This is a genomic window from Kitasatospora sp. HUAS MG31 (assembly GCF_040571325.1).
Lineage (GTDB): Bacteria > Actinomycetota > Actinomycetes > Streptomycetales > Streptomycetaceae > Kitasatospora > Kitasatospora camelliae.
The window spans coordinates 3,677,708-3,702,824 of sequence record NZ_CP159872.1; the positions used below are offsets into that span (position 1 = coordinate 3,677,708).

Genomic DNA, 25,117 nt, shown 5'->3' on the forward strand with positions numbered 1-25,117 from the left:
ACGGGCCTCTGCCGCCGCACGCCCGCGAGCCGAGCGCTGGAGGCGCCGATGTGGAACGCACCGCCCCCGACCGACACGGAGTGGCTGCCGGCCCTGGACATGCCCGACGCCGGGCCGCAGAACCGGCTCACCGTGCTGGTCCGCCTGCTGCTGGCCATCCCGCAGATCATCGTGGTGTGGGTGCTGTCGGTGATCGGTTTCTTCGTGGCGGTGATCGGCTGGGTGGTCGCGCTGGTCACCGCCGAGCTGCCGGAGTTCGCGGTCCGGTACCTGGGCGGGTACGTCGGGTACGACACCCGGGTCAACGCCTACCTGCAACTGACCCTGGACGCGTACCCGCCGTTCCGGTTCGACGCCCCCGACTACCCGGTGCGGATCGAGCTGCGGCCGGGGCCGCTCAACCGGCTCGCGGTGCTCTTCCGCCTGATCCTGGCCATCCCGGCGGCGATCGTCCAGAGCGTGCTGTATTCCGGCTGGTGGACCGTGGCGCTGATCAGCTGGATCGTGGTGCTGGTCCTCGGCCGGATGCCCGATCCGCTGTTCGAGGCCACCGCGGCCATCCTGCGGTACCGGATGCGCTTCCAGGCGTACCTGCTGATGCTGACCTCCGCGTACCCGAAGCGGCTGTTCGGCGACGAGCTGGACAAGACCGTGCCGCGCAGCTCCGCGACCCGGCCGCTGCTGCTGAGCAGCGGCGGCCGGGTGCTGCTGGTGGTGTTCATCGTGATCGGGGCGGTCTCGTACCTGGTCAGCTCGTTCACCACCGACGCCACCTGGGACGACGACTACGACGCCTCGGTCACCCGGCAGCTGGACCTGCTGGACCGGCCGGCCCCGCTGGGCGGGGCGGCGCGGTAGGGCGGGGCGGGGGGTCAGGAGCCCCGGCGGCGGGACAGGTCGAGCGCCTCCTCGGAGAGGGAGATCACCCGGGACCGGTCCCACGGCCGCTCCAGGCCGCTGTAGTGCAGCACCCGGTCGATGACCCCGGCGGTGAAGCCCCAGACCAGGCGGTCGGCCACCTCGAAGGCCGGGCCGACGTGGCCGGAGGGGTGCCGGAGCCGGGACCGGTTGGCGGGATCGGTCAGCTCGGTGAGCGGGACCCGGAACACCGCTCCGGTCTCCGCGGGGTCGACCGGGGCGACCGGGGTCTGGCGCCGCCACCAGCCGAGCACCGGGGTGACCACGAAGCGGCTGACCGGGATGTAGAGGGCCGGCAGGGTGGCGAAGACCTGCACCCCGGACGGGTCGAGGCCGGTCTCCTCGGCCGCCTCGCGGAGGGCGGCGGCGATCGGCCCGCTGCCCTCGGGATCGCCGTCCTCCGGGTCCAGGGCCCCTCCGGGGAAGGAGGGCTGGCCGGCGTGCGAGCGCAGCGACCTCGCCCGCTCGATCAGCAGCAGGTCCGGCCCGGTCGGGCCCTCGCCGAACAGCATCAGCACCGCGGACCGCCGGCCGCCCTCCGGCGGCGGCAGGAAGCGGCTGAGCTGCTCCGGCAGGACCGCCTCGGCGGCGGCCCGCACCGGCAGCAGCCACTCGGGGAGGCCGTCGCGCTCGACCGCGGTGGTCACCCGGCCACCTCCGCCGTGCCGGTACCGTCCGCCGACGCCGGGCCCGCGGACGGCCCGGCCGCCTCCGGGTCCGCCATGTCGGGGAGGACGCCGTCGTGCTCGGCGGCGTCGGCGCGGGCCGCGGCCTCGCCGGGGAAGTCCGCCGGGGGGCGCAGGCGCTGGCCGGGCTGGCCGGCGAGCTCGTACTTGAGCAGCTTGCGGGCCTGCTCGGGATCGGTCTCGCCCTCGCCGTAGGAGGGGCAGAGCGGGGCGATCGGGCAGGCGCCGCAGGCGGGCTTGCGGGAGTGGCAGACGCGGCGGCCGTGGAAGACGACCCGGTGGGAGAGCATCGTCCACTCGGACTTCGGGAAGATCTCGGCGACGGCGGCCTCGACCTTGACCGGGTCCTCGTCGGTCGTCCAGCCGAAGCGGCGGGAGAGGCGTCCGAAGTGGGTGTCCACGGTGATGCCGGGGACGCCGAAGGCGTTGCCGAGGACGACGTTGGCGGTCTTGCGGCCGACGCCGGGGAGGGTGACCAGCTCGTCCAGTGTCCCGGGGACCCGGCCGTCGAACTCGTCGCGGAGCGCGCGGGAGAGGCCGAGCAGCGACTTCGCCTTGTTCCGGAAGAACCCGGTCGGGCGGATGAGCTCCTCCAGCACCTCGGGCTCGGCCGCGGCCATGTCCTCCGGGGTCGGGTACTTCGCGAACAGCGCGGGGGTGGTCTGGTTCACCCGCAGGTCGGTGGTCTGCGCCGACAGCACGGTGGCCACCAACAGCTGGAACGGGTTGTCGAAGTCCAGCTCCGGGTGCGCGTACGGGTACAGCTCCGCCAGTCCGCGGTTGATCCTCCGTGCCCGGCGCACCATCGCCAGTCGCGACTCGGGCTTCCGCGGCTTCGCCGCGGGCCTCTTCGCCGTCGGCCGCTCCGCCGGCTTGGCCGCGGTCTTCCGGGCCTTGCTCTCTGCCATGACCGAAGGCTACGCCGAACCGCCGCCCGGTTGCGGGCGATCTCCACGGCTCCGTCCGGGCGGGCCGGCGAGGGCCGGCCGTTGCCGGGGGATCTTGCTCCTCCGGACGGGGCAGGGCAGGGTGGGCCGCTCGGACGGGGTGAGCGAAGGGGGAGGCCATGGGACGGCCGGTGGAGCTGGTGGTCTTCGACTGCGACGGGGTGCTGGTCGACAGCGAGCGGATCGCGCTGCGCTGCCAGGTGGCGGTGGGGGCGGAGCTGGGCTGGCCGATCACCGGGGCCGAGGTGCTGGAGCTGTTCATCGGGCGGTCGGCGGCCTCGGTCGGCGAACAGGTGGCCGCCCGGCTGGGCGTGGCCGCGGCCCGGCGCTGGGACGAGCGGTTCCGCGAGCTGCACCACCGCGAGGTGGAGGCCGGGCTGGCGGCGGTGGAGGGGATCGCGGAGGCGCTCGACGGGATCGGGCGGCCGTTCTGCGTCGCCTCCAGCGGCGGCCACGAGAAGATGCGGCACACCCTGGGCCGAACCGGGCTGTACGAGCGGTTCGCGGGCCGGATATTCAGCGCGGAGGAGGTGGCCCGGGGCAAGCCGGCCCCGGACCTCTTCCTGTACGCGGCCGAGCGGATGGGCTTCGCGCCGGCCGCCTGCGCGGTGGTGGAGGACAGCCGGTACGGCGTCCAGGCGGCGCGGGCGGCCGGGATGCGGGCCTTCGGCTACGCGGGCGGGGTCACCCCGGCGTCCTGGCTGGAGGGACCGGGGACGGTGGTGTTCGAGGACGTGCGGAAGCTGCCGGAGCTGCTGGCCGCGGCGGAGAACTGACCGCCTGTCCGGAACCGGCCACCGGCGCGCGGACAGCGGGCGCGGCCCGGGACCGTGCCCGGCGGCTGCTCAATCCCCGGGTTTCGAGCAGCGGTTGAGGACCGCGCCGACCTCCGGCGGATTGCCCGTACGGGCATCCTTGAAGGTCTTGTCGGCCCGGGGGAGCCAGGGGTCGCACGGTGCGGTCGGCAGCGGGTTGAGCTGGTCGGACCGCGGGGTGCCGCCGGTCTTCGCGTCGGACTTCACGCCGTCCGAGACGGCGTCCGGGGCGACGTCCGGAGCGACCTCGGACGCGGGGTCGGATGCGGGGTCGGCGGGGGCGGGGCGGTGGCTCAGGGCGGGGGTACCGGACAAGGCGGCCTCTCCTTCCGAGGGGTGGACCCGCGCCGGAGGCCGGGGTATCCGGCACCGAAAGGGCTTGGTACGCAGGTCCGTTGGCCTCTTCATCCTCGGTGGGCGGTCGGCGCCTGGCGAACGGTCGGCGGACGGCGGTCCGCCATTCGGCGCCCGCCGGGCCCGGGTCCGCCGAAGGGCTTCGGCCCCGGCCCGGGCCCCTCCGCGCAAAAGCGGTGGATCCGCTCCTTTCCCACCTGGAGGACCGCAAAACAAGCCGGGCGGCCCCAACCGGGACAATCCACACCGGCGTGTCATGGCTACGAATGGCCGCGTACGGCGCCCGGGACCGGACCCCCTCCTCATATGATCGGAGCGACATGCGTCATCCTTGGTGGTGAGTAGCACTGCCCAGACACCAGCAGGAGGAAGCTCGTGGACGACGTTCTGCGGCGCGCCGCGCTCTTCGCGGCTCTCGACGACGACCAGGCTGCCGAGCTTCGCGCTTCCATGACCGAGGTGACGCTCGCCCGCGGTGAGTCGCTGTTCCACGAAGGCGACCCCGGCGACCGCCTGTACGTCGTGGTGGAGGGCAAGGTCAAGCTGCACCGCGCCTCGCCGGACGGCCGCGAGAACATGCTCGCCGTCCTCGGCCCCAGCGAGATGATCGGCGAGCTGTCGCTGTTCGACCCGGGCCCGCGGACCGCCACCGCCACCGCCCTCACCGAGTGCAAGCTGCTCGGCCTCGGCCACGGCGACCTGCTGCCGCTGCTGCACGCCCGCCCCGAGGTGTCGATCGCGCTGCTGCGTGCCATCGCGCGCCGGCTGCGGCGGACCAACGACGTGATGTCCGACCTGGTCTTCTCCGACGTGCCGGGCCGCGTGGCCAAGGCGCTGCTGGACCTGTCGCGCCGTTTCGGCGTGCAGTCCGAGGAGGGCATCCACGTGGCGCACGACCTCACCCAGGAGGAGCTGGCCCAGCTGGTCGGCGCCTCCCGCGAGACGGTCAACAAGGCGCTGGCCGACTTCGCCGGCCGTGGCTGGCTGAAGCTGGAGGCGCGTGCGGTGGTGCTGATGGACGTGGAGCGGCTGTCGCGGCGCTCGCGCTGACCGATCACGCTGACGCCGGAGGGCGCGGGGTTCTCCCCGCGCCCTCCGGTGCGTTTCGGCGCCCGGTGTGCGGTCCCGGTGTCCGGCCCGGGCCGGCGGCGGCTCAGATGAGGCCGTGGTCCTCCAGGTACGTGAGCTGGGCCTGGACGGAGAGTTCGGCGGCCGGCCAGAGGGCGCGGTCGACGTCGGCGTAGACCCGGGCGACCACCGCGGCGGCGGTGCGGCAGCCCGCCTCGACCGCGGTCTCGACCTGGGCCAGCCGGCTGGCGCGGTGGGCGAGGTAGTAGTCCACGGCGCCGAGGGCGTCGGCCAGCACCGGGCCGTGGCCGGGCAGGACGGTGCGGACGCCGCCCTCGGAGGCCATGGTGTGCAGGCGGCGCAGCGAGTCCAGGTAGTCGCCGAGGCGGCCGTCGGGGTGGGCGACCATGGTGGTGCCGCGGCCGAGGACGGTGTCGCCGGTGAGGATGGCACCGTCGGCCGGCAGGTGGAAGGTCAGCGAGTCGGCGGTGTGGCCGGGGGTGCCCAGGACGCGCAGTTCGAGGCCGCCGACCTCGATCACCTGGCCGCCGCGCAGCCCCTCGTCGCCGAGCCGGTGGGCCGGGTCCAGGGCGCGGACCTGAGTGCCGGTCAGCTCGGCGAAGCGGGCGGCGCCCTCGGCGTGGTCGTGGTGACCGTGGGTCAGCAGGGTGAGGGCGATCCGCTTGCCCTGCTCCTCGGCGGTCCGGACGACGTTGCGCAGGTGCCCCTCGTCGAGCGGGCCGGGGTCGACGACCACGGCCAGGTCGGACCCGGGTTCGGAGAGCAGCCAGGTGTTGGTGCCGTCCAGGGTCATCGGCGAGGGATTGGGGGCCAGGACGCAGTGCGCCCGCGGGGTGGCGGCCCCGCCGACGGTGTCGGCGGGGTCGCCCGGAAGGAGACCGCTCACCGGCCGCCCTCGCTGGAACGTTCCAGGCTGCGCGGCGGGAGGTCCCGGTTGAGGGCCCGGAAGGCGTCCCCGGGCTCGGACACGGTGTCCCGGGGCAGAGCGCGGGGGGTGAGGCTGCGGGCGGGCATGCGGGGCGCCGACCGGCGAGCCACGTCGTTGTGGGTCATCGGCTTGTTCCTTCCGTGAGGTGCCGGAGCGTGCTTCCGGCGTGTGGTTCCGACGTGAACTTTCGCGGTTCCCCGCTAGGCGGGGAAGATCCCGTCGATGGTCAGCTCCTCATACCCCGACCATCGCACCGTCATACGATCGCCCGCCACCTCGGCCTCGCCGAGGACCGGGCGGACGGTCCGGTCCGCGGCGGCGGCCAGCGCTCCGGCGGCGGTCCGGACCGGCAGCAGCTCGCGCAGCACCGTGACGGTGGGCGGCAGCATGCCGTAGCGGCCCTCGGCGTAGCCCTCGACGGCCTCGGCGGGGGTCAGCCAGGCGACCCGGTCCGCCTCGCCGACCTGCTCGGCGGCGGCCTGCCCGCCGGGGAGGACGGCGACGAAGAACCAGGTGTCGAAGCGGCGCTCCTCGAAGGCCGGGGTGATCCAGCGGGCCCAGGCCGCGAGCAGGTCGCTGCGCAGCACCAGGCCGTGCTTGCCGAGGAACTCGGCGAAGGAGAGTTCGTGGGCCTCCAGGGCGGCGCGGTCGGCGCTCCAGTCCCGGGGCGGGACGACGGTGTCCGCGTCCGGTCCGGCCAGCAGGACGCCGGCCTCCTCGAAGGTCTCCCGGACGGCGGCGCAGACCACGGCCTGGGCGGTGCGGACGTCGACGCCGAGGCGCTCGGCCCACTCCTCGGGGCTCGGGCCGGCCCAGCCGATCTCGGCCTCGGCGTCCCGCGGGTCGACCTTGCCGCCGGGGTAGGCGTACATGCCGCCGGCGAAGGCCATCGAGGTGCGCCGGCGCAGCAGGTAGGCCCGGGGGCCGTCGGCGGTGTCGCGCAGCAGCACGACGGTGGCGGACGGCTTGGGCTCGGCCGGGGTCAGCTCGCCGGCCGCGACGGCGCGGATCCGGGCAGGCCAGCCGGGCGGCATCGGGAGCGACGGTGCTCGGTGATCCATGCCCCGGATGCTAAGGCGGAGGGGGCGGGGTTGGACAGGGCCCCCCGCCCCCTCGTCGCCTCGATCAGTCGCGGACGCGGACCTGGAGCTCGACCTCGACCGGGGCGTCCAGCGGCAGGACGGCGACGCCGACCGCGCTGCGGGCGTGCACGCCGGCCGCGCCGAACACCTGGCCGAGCAGCTCGCTGGTGCCGTTGACCACGGCGGGCTGGCCGGCGAAGTCGGGGGCGGAGGCGACGAAGCCGACCACCTTGACGACCTGCTCGACCTTGTCCAGGTCGCCGACCACGGACTTCACCGCGGCCAGCGCGTTGAGCGCGCAGATCTGGGCGAGCTGCTTGGCCCGCTCCGGGGTGACCTCGGCGCCGACCTTGCCGGTGTCCTCCAGCTTGCCCGCCACCATCGGCAGCTGGCCGGAGGTGAAGACGTACTCGCCGGAGCGGACCGCGGGGACGTAGGCGGCGACCGGCGGCGCCACGTCCGGGAGGGTCAGGCCGAGCTCGGCGAGCTTCTCCTCGACCTTGCTCATGCGTTCTTCTCCCGCTTCAGGTACGCGACCAGCTGCTCGGGGTTGTTCGGGCCCGGCACGACCTGGACGAGCTCCCAGCCGTCCTCGCCCCAGGTGTCCAGGATCTGCTTGGTGGCGTGCACGAGGAGCGGCACGGTGACGTATTCCCACTTGGTCATGGGGGTGACTCTAGCCGGAGGCCCCGGTGTGAGGTGGGACACAGAGCGGGCATGAATCGGACCTACCGCCCGGATGGTCCCGGCATCGGCGGCGCGGGCTGGTTACGCTCGCCGGGAGGGCACCTGCGGGGTGCCGGTCGACGACGGACGGAGACGGAGCGTGGCGAGCACTCCCGGCCCAGCGGACCCATCGGCTCCCGCCGGGGAGCGCGATCCCGACTGGGAGGGCGTCAGGCTGCACGTCGTCAGCGGCAAGGGCGGCACCGGGAAGACCACCCTGGCCGCCGCGCTCGCGCTGGCGCTGGCCGCGGAGGGCGGCCGGACGCTGCTGATCGAGGTCGAGGGCCGGCAGGGCATCGCCGAGCTGTTCGGGATGGCGGCGCTGCCCTACGAGGAGCGCAAGGTCGCCACGGTGAGCCCGGCCCGGCTGGGCCTGCCGGGGAAGGGCGGCGGTCAGGGCGAGCTGTACGCGCTGGCGATCGACACCGAGCTGGCGCTGCTGGAGTACCTGGAGATGTTCTACAAGCTCGGGCGGGCGGGGAAGGCGCTGCAGAAGGTCGGCTTCGTCGACTTCGCGACCACCATCGCGCCCGGCGTGCGGGACGTGCTGCTGACCGGGAAGGCCTGCGAGGCCGCCCGGCGCAAGGGCCCGGACGGGCGGCCGGCGTACGACGCGGTGGTGATGGACGCGCCGCCCACCGGGCGGATCACCCGGTTCCTGAACGTGAACTCGGAGGTGGCCGGGCTGGCCCGGTTCGGCCCGATCCACTCGCAGGCGCAGGCCGTGATGCGGGTGCTGCGGTCCCCGGAGACCGCCGTCCACTTCGTGACCCTGCTGGAGGAGATGCCGGTACAGGAGACCGTGGACGGCATCACGGAGCTCCGGGAGGCGCAGCTGCCGGTCGGCGGGGTGCTGGTGAACATGGTCCGCCCGCCGGTGCTGGACGCGGCCGCGGTGGCGGCGGTGCACGGGGACCACCGCGAGGAGGTGGCGGTGGCGCTGGGCGAGGCGGGCCTCGGCGGGCGGTCGCGGAAGCCGGAGACCGTCCGGGCGGCCGTGGAGCCGCTGCTCGGCCCGCTGCTGGAGCAGGCCAGGGAGCACGCCGAGCGGGTCGAGCTGGAGCGCGAGCAGCGCGCCGACCTGCAGCAGTTGAAGCTGCCCACGTACGAGCTGCCGCTGCTCGGCGAGGGCGTGGACCTGGGCGGGCTGTACCGGCTGGCGGGGGAACTGAAGCGGCAGGGGGCGGCATGACGGCACAGCTGGACATCGACGCGCTGATCGACGATCCGGGGACGAGGATCGTGGTCTGCTGCGGCTCGGGCGGGGTCGGCAAGACCACCACGGCGGCGGCGATCGGGCTGCGGGCGGCCGAGCGCGGCCGGCGGGTGGTGGTGCTGACCATCGACCCGGCCCGCCGGCTCGCCCAGTCGATGGGCCTGACCGAGCTGGACAACACCCCGCGGGTGGTCAAGGGCGTCTCGGGCAGCGGGGAGCTGCAGGCGATGATGCTCGACATGAAGCGGACCTTCGACGAGGTCGTGCTGGCCCACGCCGAGCCCGAGCGGGCCCGGGCCATCCTGGAGAACCCCTTCTACCAGTCCCTGTCGGCCGGCTTCGCGGGCACGCAGGAGTACATGGCGATGGAGAAGCTGGGGCAGCTGCGGGCCGAGGACCAGTGGGACCTGATCGTCGTCGACACCCCGCCGTCGCGCTCCGCGCTGGACTTCCTGGACGCGCCGAGCCGGCTGGGCTCCTTCCTGGACGGGAAGGTGATCCGGCTGCTGACCGCGCCCGCGAAGGTGGGCGGGCGCAGCGCGATGAAGTTCCTCAACGTGGGCATGGGCCTGATCACCGGCACCCTGGGCAAGATCTTCGGCGCCCAGCTGCTGACCGACGTGCAGACCTTCGTCTCCGCGATGGACTCGATGTTCGGCGGCTTCCGCGAGCGGGCGGACCGGACGTACCAGCTGCTCAAGGCGCCGGGGACGGCGTTCCTGGTGGTGGCGGCGCCGGAGCGGGACGCGCTGCGCGAGGCGGCGTACTTCGTGGACCGGCTGGACGCGGACGAGATGCCGCTGGCCGGGCTGGTGCTCAACCGGGTGCACACCAGCGGCGCGCCGCAGCTGACCGCCGAGCGGGCGCTGGCCGCGGCGGAGGCGCTGGAGGAGAACGGGTCGCAGACCTCCTCGGCGGCGGCGGAGACGCTGGCCGCCGGGCTGCTGCGGCTGCACGCCGAGCGGATGCAGGTGATGGACCGCGAGCGGCGCACCCGGGACCGGTTCGTCTCGGTCTACCCGGACGTGCCGATCATCGAGGTGGCCGCGCTGGCGGGGGACGTGCACGACCTGGACGGGCTGCGGGCGATCGGCGGCCGGCTGGGTGGCGCGGACGCCTGAGCCGGGCTGACGGTCCGCGGCGTCGGGGCCGTGGTTCCCGGTCGGCTGTCGCGGGTCGGTGGGGGCCCGGCGGGTCCGTGGGGGACACCCGAGGCCGGCTGCGGTCGGGGCCGGTGGCAGGCCGGTGGGCCTGCGGTGACCGGCCGTCAGGACCGCTGCCGCCAGAGGAGGACGTGCTGCCGGGCCGGCCGTACCGTCGTGCGAGCCCGCGCTGGGAGGCGGGCCGTGCGGTCGTGCGGACTGCACCGTCGTGCGGATGGCTCCGTCGAACGAGCGGTGCCGCCGAGCGGGTGGTGGCGCCGCTCAGCCGGCCTGGGCGAAGTCCCGCAGGACCACACCGGTGGCCAGCGACTCCTCGTACTCCAGCCGGGCCGTCTCCAGCAGCCGGCGCCACGAGACCACCGTGGGGCGGCGGCGCAGCAGCGCCCTGCGCTCACGCTCGGTCATCCCGCCCCAGACGCCGAACTCCACGCGGTTGTCGAGCGCGTCCGCCAGGCACTCGGTGCGCACCGGACACCCGCTGCACACCGCCTTGGCGCGATTCTGCGCAGCCCCCTGAACGAACAATTCATCCGGATCGCTCGTGCGGCAGGCCGCCTGTGCGCTCCAGTCGTCTACCCAGCCCATGCCGGCGCCGTCCTCTCCCGAATCGGGGCTCCCCCACGGCGGCAACGGCATATTCACCGCTGCCAGTTGAGGACGTTACGGAAGAACGCCAGTCCGCAACAGCCCCTCCGGGCCCAATCTCAAATGACCCGATCGGACTATGGGTACCCGACACCTCACTCGTTGGAGTGATCGCAGGTCGCCGGCCTTGCCAGCCGCCCGCACCCGGGTTCGGTCACACTGTGCAACGATCGGCCGGACGGCGGAGCATGACATCCACCCCCAGCCCGGGCAATTCGGGCAAAGCTCATCACTCACAAGAGTGATGATGATGAACAGAGCGAAGCTGTCGCAGTTCTGTGACAAGCGTAGGCGAACACCTGCCCCCCTGTACGGGATTCGGCGACGTAGGCTGCTCCCCATGGCACCTCAGCGATCCGCGGGCTCCCCGCTCGACAAGGCAAGCCTCGGCATCAAGTTCCTGGGCGGCAGCGTGCTGGCCGGAGTCCTGGTCGCCGGTATGGCGATGCCGGCTGTCGGCGCGCTCGGGCTCACCGCCAAGGACACCGCCGAGAGCTTCGACAACATCCCGGCGGACTTCAAGACGCCGCCACTCTCCCAGGCCTCCTTCGTCTACGACGCCAAGGGCGGCCAGATCGCCAAGGTGTACGCGCGTGACCGCACGATCGTCACCAAGGAGGAGATGGGCGAGCTGATCCGCACCGCCCAGGTCGACATCGAGGACGCCCGCTTCTACGAGCACGGCGCCGTCGACCTCAAGGGCGTGCTGCGCGCCGCGACCAAGAACGCGGAGTCCGGCAGCGCCTCCCAGGGTGCCTCCACGCTGACCCAGCAGTACGTGAAGAACGTCTTCGTCGAGCAGGCAGGCGACGACGAGAAGGCGTTCCTGGAGGCGACCCGCAAGAGCCTGGGCCGCAAGATCCAGGAGCTGAAGTACGCCATCAAGCTGGAAGAGGAACTGACCAAGGACCAGATCCTCACCAACTACCTGAACATCACCTTCTACGGCAACCAGGCGTACGGCATCGAGGCCGCCGCCAACCGCTACTTCAGCAAGAAGGCCAAGGACCTCACCCTGCCCGAGGCCGCCATGCTGGCCGGCCTGGTGCAGAACCCCTCGGCGTACGACCCCCAGCTGCACCCGCAGGCGGCGCTCACCCGCCGCAACACGGTGATCGCCAAGATGCTGGAGGCCAAGCACATCAACCCGGACCAGGCCAAGGAGGCGACCGCCGCGCCGCTCGGCCTGAAGTTCCAGGCCCCGCAGAACGGCTGCATCACCGCCGAGCTCGGGATGGGCTTCTTCTGCGACTACGTCCGCAAGGTCGTCCAGCAGGACCCGGCGTTCGGCAAGACCGCCGCCGACCGCAAGAAGCTCTGGACCCAGGGCGGCCTGAAGATCTACACCACCCTGGACCCGGAGAAGCAGAAGGCCGCCTACAACGCGGTCACCAAGCGGGTGTACGCCACCGACTCGGTCTCCTCCGCCGCCACCATGGTGAAGCCGGGCACCGGCGAGATCCTCGCCATGGCCCAGACCCGGCCGTACGGCCTGGACGGCAAGCAGAACCAGACCGTCCTCAACCTCAACGTCGACGCCGCCATGGGCGGCGGCAACGGCTTCTCCCCCGGCTCGAACTTCAAGCCGCTGGTCGCCGCGGCCGCGCTGGAGGCCGGCATCCCGATCACGCAGGAGTACTCCTCCCCGTACGAGATGCCCTACCCGCGGATGAAGACCTGCGACAACAAGACGACGACCGACACCAGCAAGTTCTCCAACGAGAGCAAGGAGGAGCACGGGCCGTACTCGATGCAGGTCGCCATGGCGAAGTCGGTCAACACCTACTTCGTGCAGCTGGAGGAGCAGGTCGGCCTCTGCGCGGTCAAGCAGATGACCAACAAGCTGGGCATCAAGACCCGGGCCAGCGGCCAGCCGCTCCTGGAGGTCCCGTCGATGGTGCTCGGCACCCAGGAGGTCAGCCCGCTGACCATGGCCAGCGCCTACGCCGCCTTCGCCGCCCGCGGCAAGTACTGCAACCCGGTCGCGCTCACCTCCGTGGTCAACACCGAGGGCAAGAAGCTGGAGATCCCGAAGGCGAACTGCACCCAGGCGATGTCCCAGACCACCGCGGACGGCATCAACACCCTGCTGCTCGGCGTGACCGAGAAGGGCACCGCCGCCCAGCTCGGGCTCAACGACGGACGGCAGATCGCCGGCAAGACCGGTACCACCGACGAGCGCTACGCCGCCTGGTTCACCGGCTACACCCCGGACCTGGCCACGTCGGTCTGGCTCGGCGGCCCGACCGGCAACGTCTCGATGAAGAACATCAGGATCGGCGGCAAGTACTTCGACGCGGTGTACGGCGCCGACGGCCCCGGCCCGATCTGGCGTGACGCCATGAACGACGCGCTGGGCGGCACGCCGCGCAGCTCCTTCCAGACCGTCAACATCCCGGCCCCGACCCCGACCACCCCGCCCGACGGCACCCAGCCCCCGTCCCAGGACGGCGCCACGGTGGCCGGCCTGATCAACGGCGGCTGGACCTTCCCGCCGAACATCATCGGCGGGAACAACGGGAGCGGCGGCCGGGCGGGCGGACACCGCTGACGGCCGAGGACGGCTGAGGACGGCTGAGACGGCAGAACGGAGAGGGCGGCCCCTGGTTCAGGGGCCGCCCTCTCGTTCGCGCGGGGGCCGTGGTGGCGCTGCTGCGTCCTTCCGCGTGCTTCCGCGTATGTCCGCCTGGGTGCTGGGTGTGCGGGTGCGTGCTGGCTGCGCGGGTGCGTGCCGGGCGTCAGCCCGCCAGCGCGGCCTTCACCGCGGCGGCGACCCGGCCGCCCTCGGCACGGTCGCCCACCTTGGGGCGCACCAGCTTCATCACGGCGCCCATGGCCTGCGGACCGCTCGCGCCGCTCTCCGCCACCGCCGCGGCGACGATCGCGGTGAGCTCCTCGTCCGACAGCTGCTGCGGCAGGTAGCCCGCGAGCACCTCGCCCTCGGCGCGCTCGGCGGCCGCGGACTCGGCCCGGCCGGCGTTCTCGAACGCCTCGGCGGCCTCGCGGCGCTTCTTCGCCTCGCGGGCGATCACCTTCAGCACCTCGTCGTCGCTGAGCTCGCGCTTCTCCTTGCCGGCCACCTCCTCGCTGGTGACCGCGGCCAGGGTGAGCCGGATGGTGGACGAGCGGAGCTCGTCCCGGGCCTTGATCGCAGCCGTGAGGTCCTCCTGCAGCTGCTGCTTGAGCGTCGTCATGGGCCTCATCCTCGCAGGCCGCGGCTCTTCCCGCGCACCATATTCCGCGTGGCCGACCCCCGCACGTCCTCGCCGCCGCCCCTCGGGTGGTTGCCACCCACCGATCCCCGGCCGTCCGCCGCTCCCCGCTCCGGATCACCGGACCTTGGGGACAGCGGGTCCGGCGCGCGGGCATGATGACGGCATGTCATGGAGTGGAACGGACGCGTACGAGCACGAGCCGGCCAAGGAGCTGCCCGAGCGGGTGGCCGAGGCGGTGGCGGCGGCATGGGACGCCGGGTTCGGGTACTCCTGCCGGCCGGAGCAGGGGCGGCTGCTGCGGACGCTGGCCGGCGGCGCCCGGCTGCGGATCGGCGAGAGCGGCACCGGGTACGGCGTGGGGCTCGCCTGGCTGGCCGCCGGGGCACGGCCCGGGGTGGAGCTGGTCAGCGTCGAGCGGGATCCCGACCGGGCGGAGGCGGCGGCCGAGCTGTTCGCCGACACCCCGGCCGTCCGGGTGCTGAACGCCGACTGGACGGAGCTGTACGCGCACGGACCGTACGACCTGCTGGTGCTGGACGGCGGCGGGCAGGGCAAGGACGCCGGGCCGGCCGCCGATCCCGAGCGGCTGCTGGTGCCGGGCGGTGTGCTGGTGGTCGACGACTTCACCCCGTCCGCCGAATGGCCGCCGGTGTTCGACGGGCAGCCGGACGGGGCGCGGCTGCACTGGCTCGGGCATCCCGCGCTGCGGGCCGTGGACCTGCCGCTGGCGCCCGACCTGTCCGGCGTCGTCGCCGTCCGCCGGGCCGACGGTGACCGCGCCTGACGGGGACCGCTGACAGGGACCGCGGCTGAGGCGCCCGCGCCCGCGGCGGTGCCCCCGGCCCGTAGCGGGGTGGTGAGGGTGCGCGCGGGCGGGCCGTCCGAGGCGGGCCGTCGGTTCCCACGCTGATCAGCGGTCTGAGAGCATGGACCGATGCGACCGCTGTACTCCGTTCCCCTCGGAATCGCCGCCACCGGCGCCGTCTGTCTCGCCTACGCCGCCGGGTACGAGGTCCGCTCGTTCCGTGTGCGCCGCGTCGAGGTCCCGATCCTGCCGAAGGGCGTCCGACCGATCCGGGTGCTGCAGGTCTCCGACATCCACATGGTGAACGGTCAGGGGAAGAAGCAGCGGTGGCTGCAGAGCCTCGCCGGGCTCCGCCCCGACCTGGTCGTCAACACCGGCGACAACCTCTCCGACCCGCTCGGCGTCCCGGCCACCCTGGACGCGCTCGGTCCGCTGATGGACTTCCCCGGCGTCTACGTCTTCGGCTCCAACGACTACTACGGCCCCGCCCGGAAGAACCCGGCCCGCTACCTGAAGGCGCTCCGCACCGGCATCCACGGCCTGAACAACCCGGACGGCAGCAAGCGGGCCGGGATCGTCGGCGCCGTCCACAATCCCTGGCAGGACCTCCGCGACGGCTTCGACGCCGCCGGCTGGGTGAACCTGACCAACACCCGCGGCCGGCTCAAGGTCGCCGGGCTGGACATGGAGTTCACCGGCCTGGACGACCCGCACATCCACCGCGACCGGTACGACGAGGTCGCCGGCGGCCCCTCCGGGGACGCCGACCTGTCGGTGGCCGTGGTGCACGCGCCGTACCTGCGGGTGCTCGACGCCTTCACTGCCGACCGGTACCCGCTGATCCTCGCCGGGCACACCCACGGCGGGCAGCTCTGCGTCCCGTTCTACGGCGCCCTGGTCACCAACTGCGACCTGGACGCCGACCGCGTGAAGGGCCTCTCCACCCACCGGGCCGGCGGGCACCGCTCGTACCTCCACGTCTCGGCCGGCTGCGGCACCAACCGCTACACCCCCGTCCGCTTCGCCTGCCCGCCGGAGGCCACCCTGCTCACGCTGACGGCCCGCCGCTGACCTGCGTCGACGCCACGACGCGAATCGATTTTGGTCTCGCGGCACCCGTCCGGTAGAGTTCTACTCGTTGCGCCGGAGACGGAGAGCAACGAAGCAGGACCGGGGTGTGGCGCAGCTTGGTAGCGCGCTTCGTTCGGGACGAAGAGGCCGTGGGTTCAAATCCCGCCACCCCGACCCAGTGCAGAGGCCCTGCCGGAGAGATCCGGCAGGGCCTCTGTCGTTGTTGCGCGCCCATCTGCGTGACTGTGCCTCAGGTGGGCGTTCGAGGAGCCCGTCCCGCGAGCGTCGTGTCGGGCGGCTCCCCGGTTCCGTGGGTCCTTCCCGTCGCCGCGGTGTCGGGGCGGGGCCGGGTGTGGGCGGACGGCGAGCGGTGGGCGCGGGGCGGCGGGGCCGGCGGGGCCGGCGGCGGGAGGAAATTCGGATCGGGGTGTAACACGCCGGGGAGTCGGCGCGTCCTTGTGCTGTCAGGGTCTGAGAGCAAGGGGTGGCAATGATCCGGAGGAGTGCTGCGGGCGGCGGTGGGGATGCCGCGTTCATGGAGTTCGCGGCCGGGCGCTACGGGCACCTGTACCGCACGGCATGCCTGCTCACCGGGGGTGACACCCATCTGGCCGAGGACCTGGTGCAGGAGACGCTCGGGCGGATGTACGCGGTGTGGCGGCGGACGACGTGGATCCCCGGGGTGCACGCCGGGAAGAAGATCGACAATCCGGCCGCGTACGCGCACAGCGTGTTGGTCCGCCAGTTCCTGACGCATCGGCGCCGTCTGAGCAGCTCCGAGCGTCCGAGTGGCGACCTGCCGGATCTCCCGGGGCCGGCGGAGGACGGTGACCTGCGGCTGGTGATGCTGAGCGGTCTCGCCCGGTTGTCACCGCAGGACCGTGCGGTGCTGGTCCTGCGCTACTGGGAGGACCGCAGCATCGAGGAGACCGCCGAGATCCTCCGGGCCGGCTCCGGTGCCGTCCGGACCCGGACCAGTCGGGCGCTGGCCCGGCTGCGCAAGCTCCTCGACGGCCAGCTCGCCGAGCTGGCCGTCCGTTGAACACCGAACCCGAACTCGGTTTCCCAGAAGGGGGATCCACCATGTCTTCGGACGTGCAGCCAGATCCGGTCCACGAGGATGTCCTGGTCGACGTCCTCACCCGTACCGGTGAGAGTTTCCGAGGCGATCCGGCGGCGGCGATGGCCGGGGTGCTGGACCGGGGCCGCCGGCTGCGGCGCCGCCGCACGCTCACCGCCGTGGCCGGGAGCGTCACCGCGCTGGCCGTGGTCGGCGTCGCCGGCGGCTTCGTGTCGAGCCTCGGCGCCGACCGCGGGGCGGTCACGGCGGCGTCGGCCGCGACCGGGTCCGCCGGCTCCGGGGGGATCGGCCCGGCCGCGCCCGCCGCGAGTGGCGCCCCGGTGACGCCGGCTCAGCTGGTGGCCGCCCTCCAGGGGCTGCTGCCCGGCACCCAGGTCACCGACACCACGGTCGGCAGCGCGAACCCGGACGACCCGGAGGTGTTCGCCGGCGCCCGCCTGGACGACGGCCACGGCGCCGCCGCGGTCTCCATCAGCCTGCGGCGCTTCACCGACGCACCCGACCAGGGCGACATCGCCTGCCCGGACCCGGTGTACGTGCCGAACGACGGCTGTGTCGCCGAGCAGCTGGCCGACGGCTCGAAGCTGCTGCTGCTGAAGGGGTACGAGTACCCGGACAAGCGGGTGTTGACCAAGAGCTGGCGGGCGGTGCTGACCACCACGGACGGTCGGCGGGTGGCGTTCACCGAGTGGAACGCGGCGCAGGAGAAGGACGCGCCGGTGTCCCGGGTCGACCCGCCGCTGGACCTGGACCGGCTGAAGGCGCTGGTCACCGACTCCGCCTGGGTGTCGCTGTTCGACCGGATCCCGAAGCCGACGAACGGCGGGTGGCAGCCCGGGTCGGCCGCGACCCCGGCGGGCCGGACCGTTCCCGGCTGGCAGGCGATGGTGGGCACCGCGAAGGGGCTGCTGCCCGCGGGCCTCTCGCCGGCCGATGCCGCCGGAGGCGGCCCCGGGTTCGCCCACTTCACGGTGGACGACGGCAAGGGCGCCGGCCTGGTCGAGATCAACGTCGCCGACTGGAGCGGGACGGCGCCGTCCGGGCCCAAGGGCGGCTCGGCGGAGGCCCGGTTCGCGAACGCGACCGTACGGGCGGACGGCACCCGGGTGCTGGTCGACCGGGACGCGGACGGTGACGGCAAGTCCGCGGCGGGGATGGTCCGCTGGTCGGTGGAGGCGCTGCTGACGGACGGGACGCGGGTGGCGGTGTCCGCCATCGGCGGGCCGAACCCGCGGGAGGCCACCCGTTCCGCGCCCGCACTGACCGTCGAGCAGCTGACCGCGCTGGCGACCAGCCCCCAGTGGCGGATCGGCGGGGCCGCCTAAGGCTTGTCAACGCGTGGGTGGAGCGCCGGCGGTACGGGGCCGGAGACCCGGCGGCACCGTCGGCGCTCCGGCGGGCACCGGAGCCGGGCGGGGGGTCCGGGTGCGGTCAGGCGCTCTGGACGATCAGGCCGGAGGCGCTGAGCTCCTCGACCAGGCCGGCCGGGGCGGTGGCGGGGGATCCCGCCGAGTAGGGCGGCTGCGGGTCGTACTCGACCACCAGCTGGACGGCCTGGGCGGCCCGGTCCCCGGCGATCCGGCCGGCCAGGGTGAGGGCGAGGTCGATGCCGGCGGAGACGCCGGCGGCGGTGGCGTACTTGCCGTCCATGACCACCCGCTCGCTGGTCGGGGTGGCGCCCATGGTCGCCAGCTGGTCGAGGCAGATCCAGTGCGAGGTGGCCCGCCGCCCGGTGAGCAGGCCGGCGGCGGCGAGCACCACGGATCCGGAGCAGACCGAGGTGGTCCAGGTGGTGGACCGGTCCACCAGCCGCAGCCAGTCGAGGACGGCGGTGTTGCCGAGCTGGTCGGCGGTGCCCGGTCCGCCGGGGACGAGGACCAGGTCGGGGCTGGTCACCTCGGTGAGGGCGGCGTCGGCGGTGAGGGCGAGGCTGCCCATGTCGCTGCGAATGGGACCGGGTTCGGCGGCGGTGAACACCACCTCGACGCCGGGCAGCCGGGAGAGGATCTCGTACGGGCCGACGGCGTCCAGGGCGGTGAAGCGGTCGTAGAGCAGGACGGCGATCTGCATGCGGCACTCCGGTGGGAAGGGAAGGGAAGGGAAGGGAAGGGAAGGACAGGGTGGGGAAGGGCAGGGACGGATACGGCCGGGCGAAGGGAACGTCCGGTCAGGGGGTGCGGAAGCGGCGGCGGTACTCGCCGGGGGCGACCGCGAGGGTGCGGGTGAAGGCGCGGCGCATGGCCTCGGGGGTGCCGTAGCCGCAGGCGCGGGCGACCTCCTCGATGCCGTCCTCGGTGTCCTCCAGGCGGCGGCGGGCGGCTTCGAGGCGGATCCCGCCGACGTAGCGGCCGGGGGTGGTGCCGACCTCGGCGGTGAAGGCGCGGGCGAACTGGCGGGGTGAGAGGGCGGCGCGCCGGGCGAGGGTCTCCACGGAGAGGTCGGCCTCGGGGTGGTCGGCGATCCAGCCCTGGACCTCACGCAGCGGTCGGCGTTCGGCGAGCTGGGCGGCGAGCTGGGTGCTGAACTGGGCCTGGCCGCCGGGTCGGCGCAGGAACATCACCAGGTGGCGGGCGACCCGGAGGGCGGTCTCCCGGCCCAGGTCCTCCTCGACCAGGGCGAGGCTGAGGTCGATGCCGGCGGTGACGCCGGCGGAGCTGGCGATCCGGCCGTCGCGGATGTATATGGGTTCGGGGTCGACCTCGGTGTCGGGGAAGCGGTGGGCCAGGGCCTCGCAGTGCGCCCAGTGCGTGGTGACCCGGCGGCCGGTGAGCAGTCCGGCCTCGGCGAGGAGGAAGGCGCCGGTGCAGACGGACACCACCCGCTCGGCCGCCTCGGCCAGTTCGGCGATGCGGTCGACCAGGTCGGAGGACGGGGTGAGGGCGCCGTAGCCGCCGGGGAGGACCAGGGTGTGCGGGGGCGCGGCGGTGGCGAGGTCCTCGTCGGGGAGGAGGCCGAGGCCGCTGTGGGAGCGGATCGGCCCGCCCCCGGGGGAGGCCGTCCGCACCCGGTACGCCTCCGGGCGCCCGGAGGCCTTCGCGGCTCCGGAGAACACCTCCAGCGGGCCGGTCACGTCGAGGCTCTGCACACCGTCGAAGAGCACGATGAGCACGCTGCGGGTCGTCATGTCCTCAGCCTCGCAGCGGGGTTGGACGGCAGCAATGACGCGCTTCCCACCATTCCTGCCATGGCGGGGCCACGGCGGAGGACATGGTGCCCTCAGGCGGGCGGCGTGAGCGACGTGCGGGGCGTGAGCGGCTTGCGGAAGAAGGTGGTGGCGGCCAGGGTGCCGTCGGGCCGGGCGGCGTGGTCGGGGAGGAGGCCGTAGGGGATCCAGCCGGCCCGGCGGTAGAGGTGTTCGGCGGGGCTGTCGGTCTCGGTGTCGAGGATGAGGAGGGTGGCGCCGAGGTCGGCGGCGGCGCGCTCGGCTGTGGCCAGCAGGGCGCGGGCGAGGCCGCGGCCGCGGGCGGTGCGGTGGACCATCAGTTTGACGATCTCGGCGCGGTGGCGGCCGTTGGGCTTGCGTTCCGGGACGAGGCCGATGGTGCCGAGGACGCGGTCGCCGTCGCGGGCGATCCACAGCTGGCGGTGGCCGGCGGTGAGGTCGGGGAGCTGGGTCTCCCACCAGGTTCGGGCGGCGTCCCGGTCGAAGGGGGCGAGGAAGCCGACCGAGGCCCCTCCGTCGACGGCGTCGGCCAGCAGCTCGGCGAGGCCGGGGAGGTGGGCGGGCAGCTCCTCGGGGTCGAGGCGGGTGATCCGGACGGCCTCGGCGGCCGCGGCGGTCCCGGCGGTCCCGGCAGCCTCAACGGCCTCGGTGGTCTCGGTCGGCGTGACGGCGGTCATGCGGGCGCTCCTCTCGATGGCGTCGACTCAACGGCGTCGACGGTGTCGACGGCGGGGCCGGGTCAGGGCAGGACGATGGCGAGGGCGTACCGGACCGCCTCCGGCCCGGGGCACTGGAAGCGGGACGGGCCCCAGAGCCGGAACCGCAGGCAGTCGCCGGAGTGCAGCAGGTGGGGTTCGCCCTGGACGGTGATCTCCAGGCTGCCGTCGAGGACCCAGAGGTGCTGTTCCAGCCCGGGGACGGGCGGTGCGTCGTAGTCGATGGCGCCGCCGACGGGGATGGTGCCCTCGATCAGCTCGGCGCGCAGCCCGGCGTGCGGGGGTGAGACGGATCGCCGGACGAAGCCGCTGGCCGGGTCGGTCCAGACCGTCTGCCCGGCGGCGCGGACCAGCTGCGGGGGCTCGGCCTCGACCTCGGCGAGCAGCCGGGACATGGTCCGGCCGTAAGCGGTGCACAGCCGCCCCAGCTGGGCGGCGGTGGGGCTGATCTCGGCCCGCTCCAGCCGGGACAGCGTGGACCGGCTGACCCCGCTGAGCCGGGCCAGCTCCTCCAGTGACCAGCCGCGCTCGGCGCGCAGTTCGGCCAGCCGCGCGGCGAGGCGGGCGTCGGACGGCTCCAGCACTCCCGGTGTTCCCATATCAGGGATGCTATCCCGGATATGGGAACACCGGGAGTCCCGGCGGCTCAGATGCCCAGGACTCCGGCGCGGGCCGCGGCCTGGTCGAGCAGCCGGTGAACGTCGGCCTGGGTGGTGCCCGGGGCGTCGTTGTAGCTGTCCGGGGAGGGGACGGGTCGCCCGGTGGCGTGCAGCACCTCCATGACCTGGGTGCGGGCCCGGCGCACGGTGTACGGGGTGCCGTACCCGTGGGCGAGGACGGCGGCCTGGGCGCCGAGCAGGCAGACCCGGCCGCCGGCGTCCCACATGGCGCCCTGCAGCCAGCCGGCGGCGGCGAGGTAGCGCGAGGTCAGCCTGAGGTGGCCGGCCACGGTGACCTCGACCGGGCGGGCCGGGCGGCGCAGCAGCCGGTCCAGCGGGGTGCGGCGGGGCGGCGGGTAGCCGGCGTTCCAGGGCTGGAGGGTGCTGCCGAGCGGGCAGACGTAGGGGATGGCGGGGCGGGCGCTCGGCGGGAGGGAGGCGAGGTACCGCTCGATCTCCTCGACCAGGCCGGAGCCGTCGAGGGTGAGCAGCGGCGGGTGGGGGGCGGGCCGGTGGAGGGTCGGGGAAGGGGTGGGCACGGGGGCTCCTCCTGGTCGGTTTGTCCTTGTTCGTACCGATTTCGTTGATAGCCCGGATGCCGGCCGCTGTCATGTGGTCGGCGCACGAAGCGGTCCGCGTGTCGGCGGGCCGGCCGGACGTGCCCGGGCAGGACGGGCGGAAGTCCCCCGACCTGTCCGGGCCGGACCTGCGGAAGTCCCGGCCGCGTCCGGGTGCGGCGCCGGAACGCCCGGTCCGTGCCCCGCGCTGTTCCGGGCCGCGGGGCATCCGGTTGGATGGAGGGCATGACCGAGGAGACGAACGCCGTACCGGCGTGGGAGCAGCGGTTCCGGGCTGCGCGGGTGTCGCTGCCGGATTGGGCGGAGGACGCGCCGGAGCGGGCGCTGTACGTGTCGAACGCGACCGGCACCTTCGAGGTGTACGCCTGGGACCGGGCGGCCGGCGGCCACCGGCGGGTGACGGACCGGCCGAACGGGACGACCGACGCCGAGCTGAGCCCCGACGGCGAGTGGATCTGGTGGTTCGACGACACGGCCGGCGACGAGCTCGGTGTGTGGCGCCGGCAGCCCTTCGGCGGCGGCCCGGACGAGGAGGCGGTGCCGGGCGTCCCGGCCGCGTACTCGGCCGGTCTGGCGCTGGGCCGCGACGGCACGGTGGTGGTCGGCACCTCGACCGAGGAGGAGGGCACCACCCTCTACCTGCGCCGCCCGGGCGCGGACGGGCCGGAGGTGCTCTACCGGCACGCGGAGTACGGCGGCGTGGGCGACCTGAGCTACGACGGCACGCTGCTGGCGATCGACCACACCGAGCACGGCGACGCGATGCACGCGGCGATCCGGGTGGTGCGTACCGCCGACGGCTCGACGGTGGCCGAGCTGGACGAGGTGACGGGCCGGCAGCACCCGTGCGGGGTGGCCTGTCTGGGCTTCGCCCCGGCCGACGGCGACACCCGGCTGCTGGTGGCGCACCAGCGCCGCGGCCACTGGGAGCCGGTGCTCTGGGACGTGGCCGACGGCACCGAGACCGCGCTGGAGCTCCGCGACGAGCAGGGCCGGGAGTTCCCCGGCGACCTGTCGGCGCAGTGGCGGCCCGGCGCCCGTTCCCTGCTGATCGAGCACGAGTACGAGGCGCGCAGCGAGCTGTTCTCGTACGAGCTGGCCACCGGCGTGCTGACCCGGCTGGACACGCCGCGCGGGACCGTCTCGGGGGCGACCGCCCGGCCGGACGGGACGGTGGAGTTCCTGTGGTCCTCGGCGGCCGAGCCGTCGGCCGTGCGGTCCACCTCCGGTGCGGTGGTGCTGCGGGCACCGGGGCCGGTGCCGCCGCGCTCGGTGCCGGTGGAGGACGTCTGGGTGGAAGGGCCGGGCGGCCGGGTGCACGCGCTGGTCCAGCGGCCGGCCGGCGAGGGGCCGTTCCCGACCGTGTTCGAGGTCCACGGCGGCCCGACCCACCACGACAGCGACGCGTTCGCGGCGGGCCCGGCGGCCTGGCTGGACCACGGGTACGCGGTGGTCCGGGTCAACTACCGCGGCTCGACCGGGTACGGGCAGGCCTGGACGGACGCGCTGCGCGAGCGGGTCGGCCTGATCGAGCTGGAGGACATCGGCGCGGTCCGCGCCTGGGCGGTGGAGTCCGGGCTGGCCGATCCCGCGCGGCTGGTGCTGTCCGGCGGTTCCTGGGGCGGCTACCTGACCCTGCTGGGCCTCGGGGTCCAGCCCGGTGACTGGTCGCTGGGCCTGGCCGCCGTCCCGGTCGCGGACTACCTCGCCGCGTACGAGGACGAGATGGAGGCGCTCAAGTCCCTGGACCGGACCCTGTTCGGCGGCACCCCGGAGGAGGTCCCGGAGCGCTGGCGGGCCTCCTCCCCGCTCACCCACGTCGAGCGGGTCAAGGCGCCGGTGTACATCAGCGCCGGGGTCAACGACCCGCGCTGCCCGATCCGGCAGATCGACAACTACGTGCGGCGGCTGGAGGAACTGGGGAAGGCCCACGAGGTCTACCGCTACGATGCCGGCCACGGTTCGCTCGTCGTCGAGGAGCGGATCAAGCAGCTGCGGCTGGAGATCGACTTCGTCCGACGCCACCTGGGGGACACGCGGTGAACAGACCTACGGCGGTGGCAGTGGTGGCGGTGCTCGCCCTGCTGCTCACCGCGAGCGGGTGCGCCTCGGACGACGGGGACGGCTGCCCGGGCGCGCTCCGCTCCGAGGACGGGGCCCGGGCGGCCTCGGCGCAGCTGATGGCCAAGGGCAGCAAGGGCAGCAGCAGTAGCAGCGGCAGCCGGAGTTCGAAGGGCTCGGGGTCGAAGTCCTCCGGTTCCAAGTCCTCGGGGTCCTCGGGGAGCAGGAGCACGTCGAGCACCGTCCGCCGGCACGACGGTGACGGGTGCGACCGGCCGGCGCCCTCGCCCTCGGTGCCGCTGCCGTCCGCTCCGCTCAAGGCCACGCCGGCCGCGCCGGTCCCGGTGCCGACGGCGGGCGCCAAGCGCTGACCCGGGCTCAGGGCCCGGGCGTGGGTCAGAGGGCCGGGTCCAGGCCGAGGGCCCGGTCCTCGGCGGCCTCGGCCTCGCGCCGGACCAGCCGGTACCACATGAAGACCACGAAGCCGGCGAAGACGAACCACTCCAGGGTGTAGCCGAGGTTCTGGAAGGCGCGCAGGCTCAGCCCGTCGCCACCCTGCGGCTGCACGGTCGGCACCGTGGTCAGGCCGTCGGCCGCGGCGTCGGCGGCCACCCAGCCGTCGGACACCTCGTACGGCAGCACGTTGACCAGGGTGGCCGGGCTGATGGTGCCGAGCTGGCCGGTGGGCAGTCCGCCGGCCACCGCGCCGCCGCTGCCGCTGTTCTCCGGAGCCTGGATGCGGCCGGTCACGGTGACCTCGCCGGGCGGCGCGGCCGGGACGGTCCCCGCGGACGCACCGGCGGCCGGTTCGCCGGGGAGCCAGCCGCGGACCACGGCGACGGCGGGTCCTGCGGGCGTGCGGAGCGGGGTGAGGACGTAGTAGCCCTGGCGGCCGTCCACCGTGCGGTTCGGGACCAGCAGCTGGTGCCCGGGATCGTAGCTGCCGGTCACCGTGACGGTCCGGCCGACGGTGTCGGTGCCGACCCGCGGGTGCTGCGCGTCCAGCACCTCGCCGAGCGGGGCGGCGGGGGCGGCCTCGGCCGCGGTGGCCGAGGCGGCGAGGTCCTTGTGGGTCGCGACCCGGTCCTCGAAGCGGCCGAGCTGCCAGGAGCCGAGCACCAGGCAGACGGCGATCGCCACCACGGCGACGGCGGTGCCGCCGAGCCAGCGGGGGGTCAGGAGAAACCGGTACACACCCA

The 25,117-nt window shown here is 74.0% G+C and carries 28 protein-coding genes and 1 tRNA gene; 13 read left to right on the forward strand and 16 right to left on the reverse strand.

Annotation, left to right across the window (positions count from 1 at the left end; all coding sequences use genetic code 11):
* The first annotated feature begins 48 nt into the window (after positions 1-48).
* Positions 49-858 (forward strand): DUF4389 domain-containing protein, encoded by an 810-nt coding sequence (locus ABWK59_RS16540; RefSeq protein ID WP_354641353.1) that lies wholly within the window; start codon positions 49-51, stop codon positions 856-858.
* A 14-nt stretch (positions 859-872) separates the two neighbouring features.
* Here the strand turns inward: ABWK59_RS16540 and ABWK59_RS16545 are convergent, their stop codons facing one another.
* Positions 873-1,565 (reverse strand): NUDIX hydrolase, encoded by a 693-nt coding sequence (locus tag ABWK59_RS16545; protein WP_354641354.1) that lies wholly within the window; start codon positions 1,563-1,565, stop codon positions 873-875.
* Positions 1,562-2,512: an endonuclease III gene (gene nth, locus ABWK59_RS16550; protein WP_420492791.1), complete on the reverse strand. Its 951-nt coding sequence runs from the start codon at positions 2,510-2,512 to the stop codon at positions 1,562-1,564. Before nth ends, ABWK59_RS16545 begins: the two co-directional genes overlap by 4 nt.
* Before the next feature lie 158 nt (positions 2,513-2,670).
* Here nth and ABWK59_RS16555 point away from each other — a divergent pair, with 158 nt between their 5' ends.
* Entirely contained in the window at positions 2,671-3,327 is a 657-nt protein-coding gene (locus tag ABWK59_RS16555) for an HAD family hydrolase (RefSeq protein ID WP_354641355.1), read from the forward strand.
* Positions 3,328-3,396: 69 nt separating this feature from the next.
* Here the strand turns inward: ABWK59_RS16555 and ABWK59_RS16560 are convergent, their stop codons facing one another.
* Complete coding sequence (locus ABWK59_RS16560; protein WP_354641356.1) at positions 3,397-3,681, reverse strand: hypothetical protein; 285 nt, start codon at positions 3,679-3,681, stop codon at positions 3,397-3,399.
* A 414-nt stretch (positions 3,682-4,095) separates the two neighbouring features.
* Here ABWK59_RS16560 and ABWK59_RS16565 point away from each other — a divergent pair, with 414 nt between their 5' ends.
* A complete protein-coding gene (locus tag ABWK59_RS16565; protein WP_354641357.1) occupies positions 4,096-4,770 on the forward strand; it encodes a Crp/Fnr family transcriptional regulator in 675 nt (224 codons plus the stop codon).
* A gap of 103 nt (positions 4,771-4,873) precedes the next feature.
* Here the strand turns inward: ABWK59_RS16565 and ABWK59_RS16570 are convergent, their stop codons facing one another.
* The 5 genes from ABWK59_RS16570 to ABWK59_RS16590 all read right to left on the reverse strand — a co-directional run bounded on the left by ABWK59_RS16570 (position 4,874) and on the right by ABWK59_RS16590 (position 7,485).
* Positions 4,874-5,695 (reverse strand): MBL fold metallo-hydrolase, encoded by an 822-nt coding sequence (locus ABWK59_RS16570; protein ID WP_354641358.1) that lies wholly within the window; start codon positions 5,693-5,695, stop codon positions 4,874-4,876.
* Positions 5,692-5,862 (reverse strand): hypothetical protein, encoded by a 171-nt coding sequence (locus ABWK59_RS16575; RefSeq protein WP_354641359.1) that lies wholly within the window; start codon positions 5,860-5,862, stop codon positions 5,692-5,694. The genes ABWK59_RS16570 and ABWK59_RS16575 overlap by 4 nt, the downstream gene beginning before the upstream one ends.
* Before the next feature lie 75 nt (positions 5,863-5,937).
* Positions 5,938-6,798, reverse strand: a complete 861-nt coding sequence (locus ABWK59_RS16580; RefSeq protein WP_354641360.1) for an NUDIX hydrolase — start codon at positions 6,796-6,798, stop codon at positions 5,938-5,940.
* 64 nt (positions 6,799-6,862) lie between these two features.
* Entirely contained in the window at positions 6,863-7,327 is a 465-nt protein-coding gene (locus tag ABWK59_RS16585) for a RidA family protein (RefSeq protein WP_354641361.1), read from the reverse strand.
* Positions 7,324-7,485 (reverse strand): DUF4177 domain-containing protein, encoded by a 162-nt coding sequence (locus ABWK59_RS16590; RefSeq protein ID WP_354641362.1) that lies wholly within the window; start codon positions 7,483-7,485, stop codon positions 7,324-7,326. Before ABWK59_RS16590 ends, ABWK59_RS16585 begins: the two co-directional genes overlap by 4 nt.
* A 235-nt stretch (positions 7,486-7,720) precedes the next feature.
* Between ABWK59_RS16590 and ABWK59_RS16595 the strand changes: the two genes are divergently transcribed.
* Both ABWK59_RS16595 and ABWK59_RS16600 read left to right on the forward strand, forming a co-directional pair.
* The gene (locus ABWK59_RS16595) at positions 7,721-8,737 is read left to right on the forward strand and encodes an ArsA-related P-loop ATPase (RefSeq protein ID WP_354644981.1); all 1,017 of its coding nucleotides are present in this window, start codon (positions 7,721-7,723) and stop codon (positions 8,735-8,737) included.
* Complete coding sequence (locus ABWK59_RS16600) at positions 8,734-9,882, forward strand: ArsA family ATPase (RefSeq protein ID WP_354641363.1); 1,149 nt, start codon at positions 8,734-8,736, stop codon at positions 9,880-9,882. The genes ABWK59_RS16595 and ABWK59_RS16600 overlap by 4 nt, the downstream gene beginning before the upstream one ends.
* Positions 9,883-10,185: 303 nt before the next feature.
* Here ABWK59_RS16600 and ABWK59_RS16605 read toward each other — a convergent pair whose 3' ends face one another.
* Complete coding sequence (locus ABWK59_RS16605; RefSeq protein ID WP_354641364.1) at positions 10,186-10,509, reverse strand: WhiB family transcriptional regulator; 324 nt, start codon at positions 10,507-10,509, stop codon at positions 10,186-10,188.
* Between the two features lie 400 nt (positions 10,510-10,909).
* On the opposite strand from ABWK59_RS16605, the gene ABWK59_RS16610 reads away from it, so the two are divergent.
* Positions 10,910-13,120, forward strand: a complete 2,211-nt coding sequence (locus tag ABWK59_RS16610; protein ID WP_354641365.1) for a transglycosylase domain-containing protein — start codon at positions 10,910-10,912, stop codon at positions 13,118-13,120.
* Positions 13,121-13,307: 187 nt separating this feature from the next.
* Here the strand turns inward: ABWK59_RS16610 and ABWK59_RS16615 are convergent, their stop codons facing one another.
* Entirely contained in the window at positions 13,308-13,763 is a 456-nt protein-coding gene (locus ABWK59_RS16615) for a GatB/YqeY domain-containing protein (protein WP_354641366.1), read from the reverse strand.
* 184 nt (positions 13,764-13,947) lie between these two features.
* Between ABWK59_RS16615 and ABWK59_RS16620 the strand changes: the two genes are divergently transcribed.
* From ABWK59_RS16620 to ABWK59_RS16640, 5 genes are all read left to right on the forward strand, one after another.
* Entirely contained in the window at positions 13,948-14,568 is a 621-nt protein-coding gene (locus ABWK59_RS16620) for an O-methyltransferase (protein WP_354641367.1), read from the forward strand.
* Between the two features lie 150 nt (positions 14,569-14,718).
* Entirely contained in the window at positions 14,719-15,660 is a 942-nt protein-coding gene (locus ABWK59_RS16625; RefSeq protein WP_354641368.1) for a metallophosphoesterase, read from the forward strand.
* A gap of 100 nt (positions 15,661-15,760) precedes the next feature.
* Positions 15,761-15,834 (forward strand) — tRNA-Pro (locus tag ABWK59_RS16630).
* 361 nt (positions 15,835-16,195) lie between these two features.
* Positions 16,196-16,702: a SigE family RNA polymerase sigma factor gene (locus ABWK59_RS16635; RefSeq protein WP_354641369.1), complete on the forward strand. Its 507-nt coding sequence runs from the start codon at positions 16,196-16,198 to the stop codon at positions 16,700-16,702.
* A 41-nt stretch (positions 16,703-16,743) separates the two neighbouring features.
* Positions 16,744-18,066, forward strand: a complete 1,323-nt coding sequence (locus ABWK59_RS16640) for a hypothetical protein (protein ID WP_354641370.1) — start codon at positions 16,744-16,746, stop codon at positions 18,064-18,066.
* Between the two features lie 106 nt (positions 18,067-18,172).
* Here ABWK59_RS16640 and ABWK59_RS16645 read toward each other — a convergent pair whose 3' ends face one another.
* The 5 genes from ABWK59_RS16645 to ABWK59_RS16665 form a co-directional block, all read right to left on the reverse strand.
* Entirely contained in the window at positions 18,173-18,811 is a 639-nt protein-coding gene (locus ABWK59_RS16645) for a DJ-1/PfpI family protein (RefSeq protein WP_354641371.1), read from the reverse strand.
* 97 nt (positions 18,812-18,908) lie between these two features.
* A complete protein-coding gene (locus ABWK59_RS16650; protein WP_354641372.1) occupies positions 18,909-19,865 on the reverse strand; it encodes a GlxA family transcriptional regulator in 957 nt (318 codons plus the stop codon).
* Between the two features lie 92 nt (positions 19,866-19,957).
* Positions 19,958-20,581: a GNAT family N-acetyltransferase gene (locus tag ABWK59_RS16655; protein ID WP_354641373.1), complete on the reverse strand. Its 624-nt coding sequence runs from the start codon at positions 20,579-20,581 to the stop codon at positions 19,958-19,960.
* A gap of 62 nt (positions 20,582-20,643) precedes the next feature.
* Positions 20,644-21,219 (reverse strand): helix-turn-helix domain-containing protein, encoded by a 576-nt coding sequence (locus ABWK59_RS16660; protein ID WP_354641374.1) that lies wholly within the window; start codon positions 21,217-21,219, stop codon positions 20,644-20,646.
* Positions 21,220-21,266: 47 nt separating this feature from the next.
* The gene (locus ABWK59_RS16665) at positions 21,267-21,818 is read right to left on the reverse strand and encodes a DUF6197 family protein (RefSeq protein WP_354641375.1); all 552 of its coding nucleotides are present in this window, start codon (positions 21,816-21,818) and stop codon (positions 21,267-21,269) included.
* A 255-nt stretch (positions 21,819-22,073) separates the two neighbouring features.
* Here ABWK59_RS16665 and ABWK59_RS16670 point away from each other — a divergent pair, with 255 nt between their 5' ends.
* Complete coding sequence (locus tag ABWK59_RS16670) at positions 22,074-23,900, forward strand: S9 family peptidase (RefSeq protein WP_420492792.1); 1,827 nt, start codon at positions 22,074-22,076, stop codon at positions 23,898-23,900.
* Positions 23,897-24,289, forward strand: a complete 393-nt coding sequence (locus ABWK59_RS16675) for a hypothetical protein (protein ID WP_354641377.1) — start codon at positions 23,897-23,899, stop codon at positions 24,287-24,289. Before ABWK59_RS16670 ends, ABWK59_RS16675 begins: the two co-directional genes overlap by 4 nt.
* Before the next feature lie 25 nt (positions 24,290-24,314).
* Here ABWK59_RS16675 and ABWK59_RS16680 read toward each other — a convergent pair whose 3' ends face one another.
* Positions 24,315-25,112 (reverse strand): SURF1 family protein, encoded by a 798-nt coding sequence (locus ABWK59_RS16680; RefSeq protein ID WP_354641378.1) that lies wholly within the window; start codon positions 25,110-25,112, stop codon positions 24,315-24,317.
* Between the last annotated feature and the right edge of the window lie 5 nt (positions 25,113-25,117).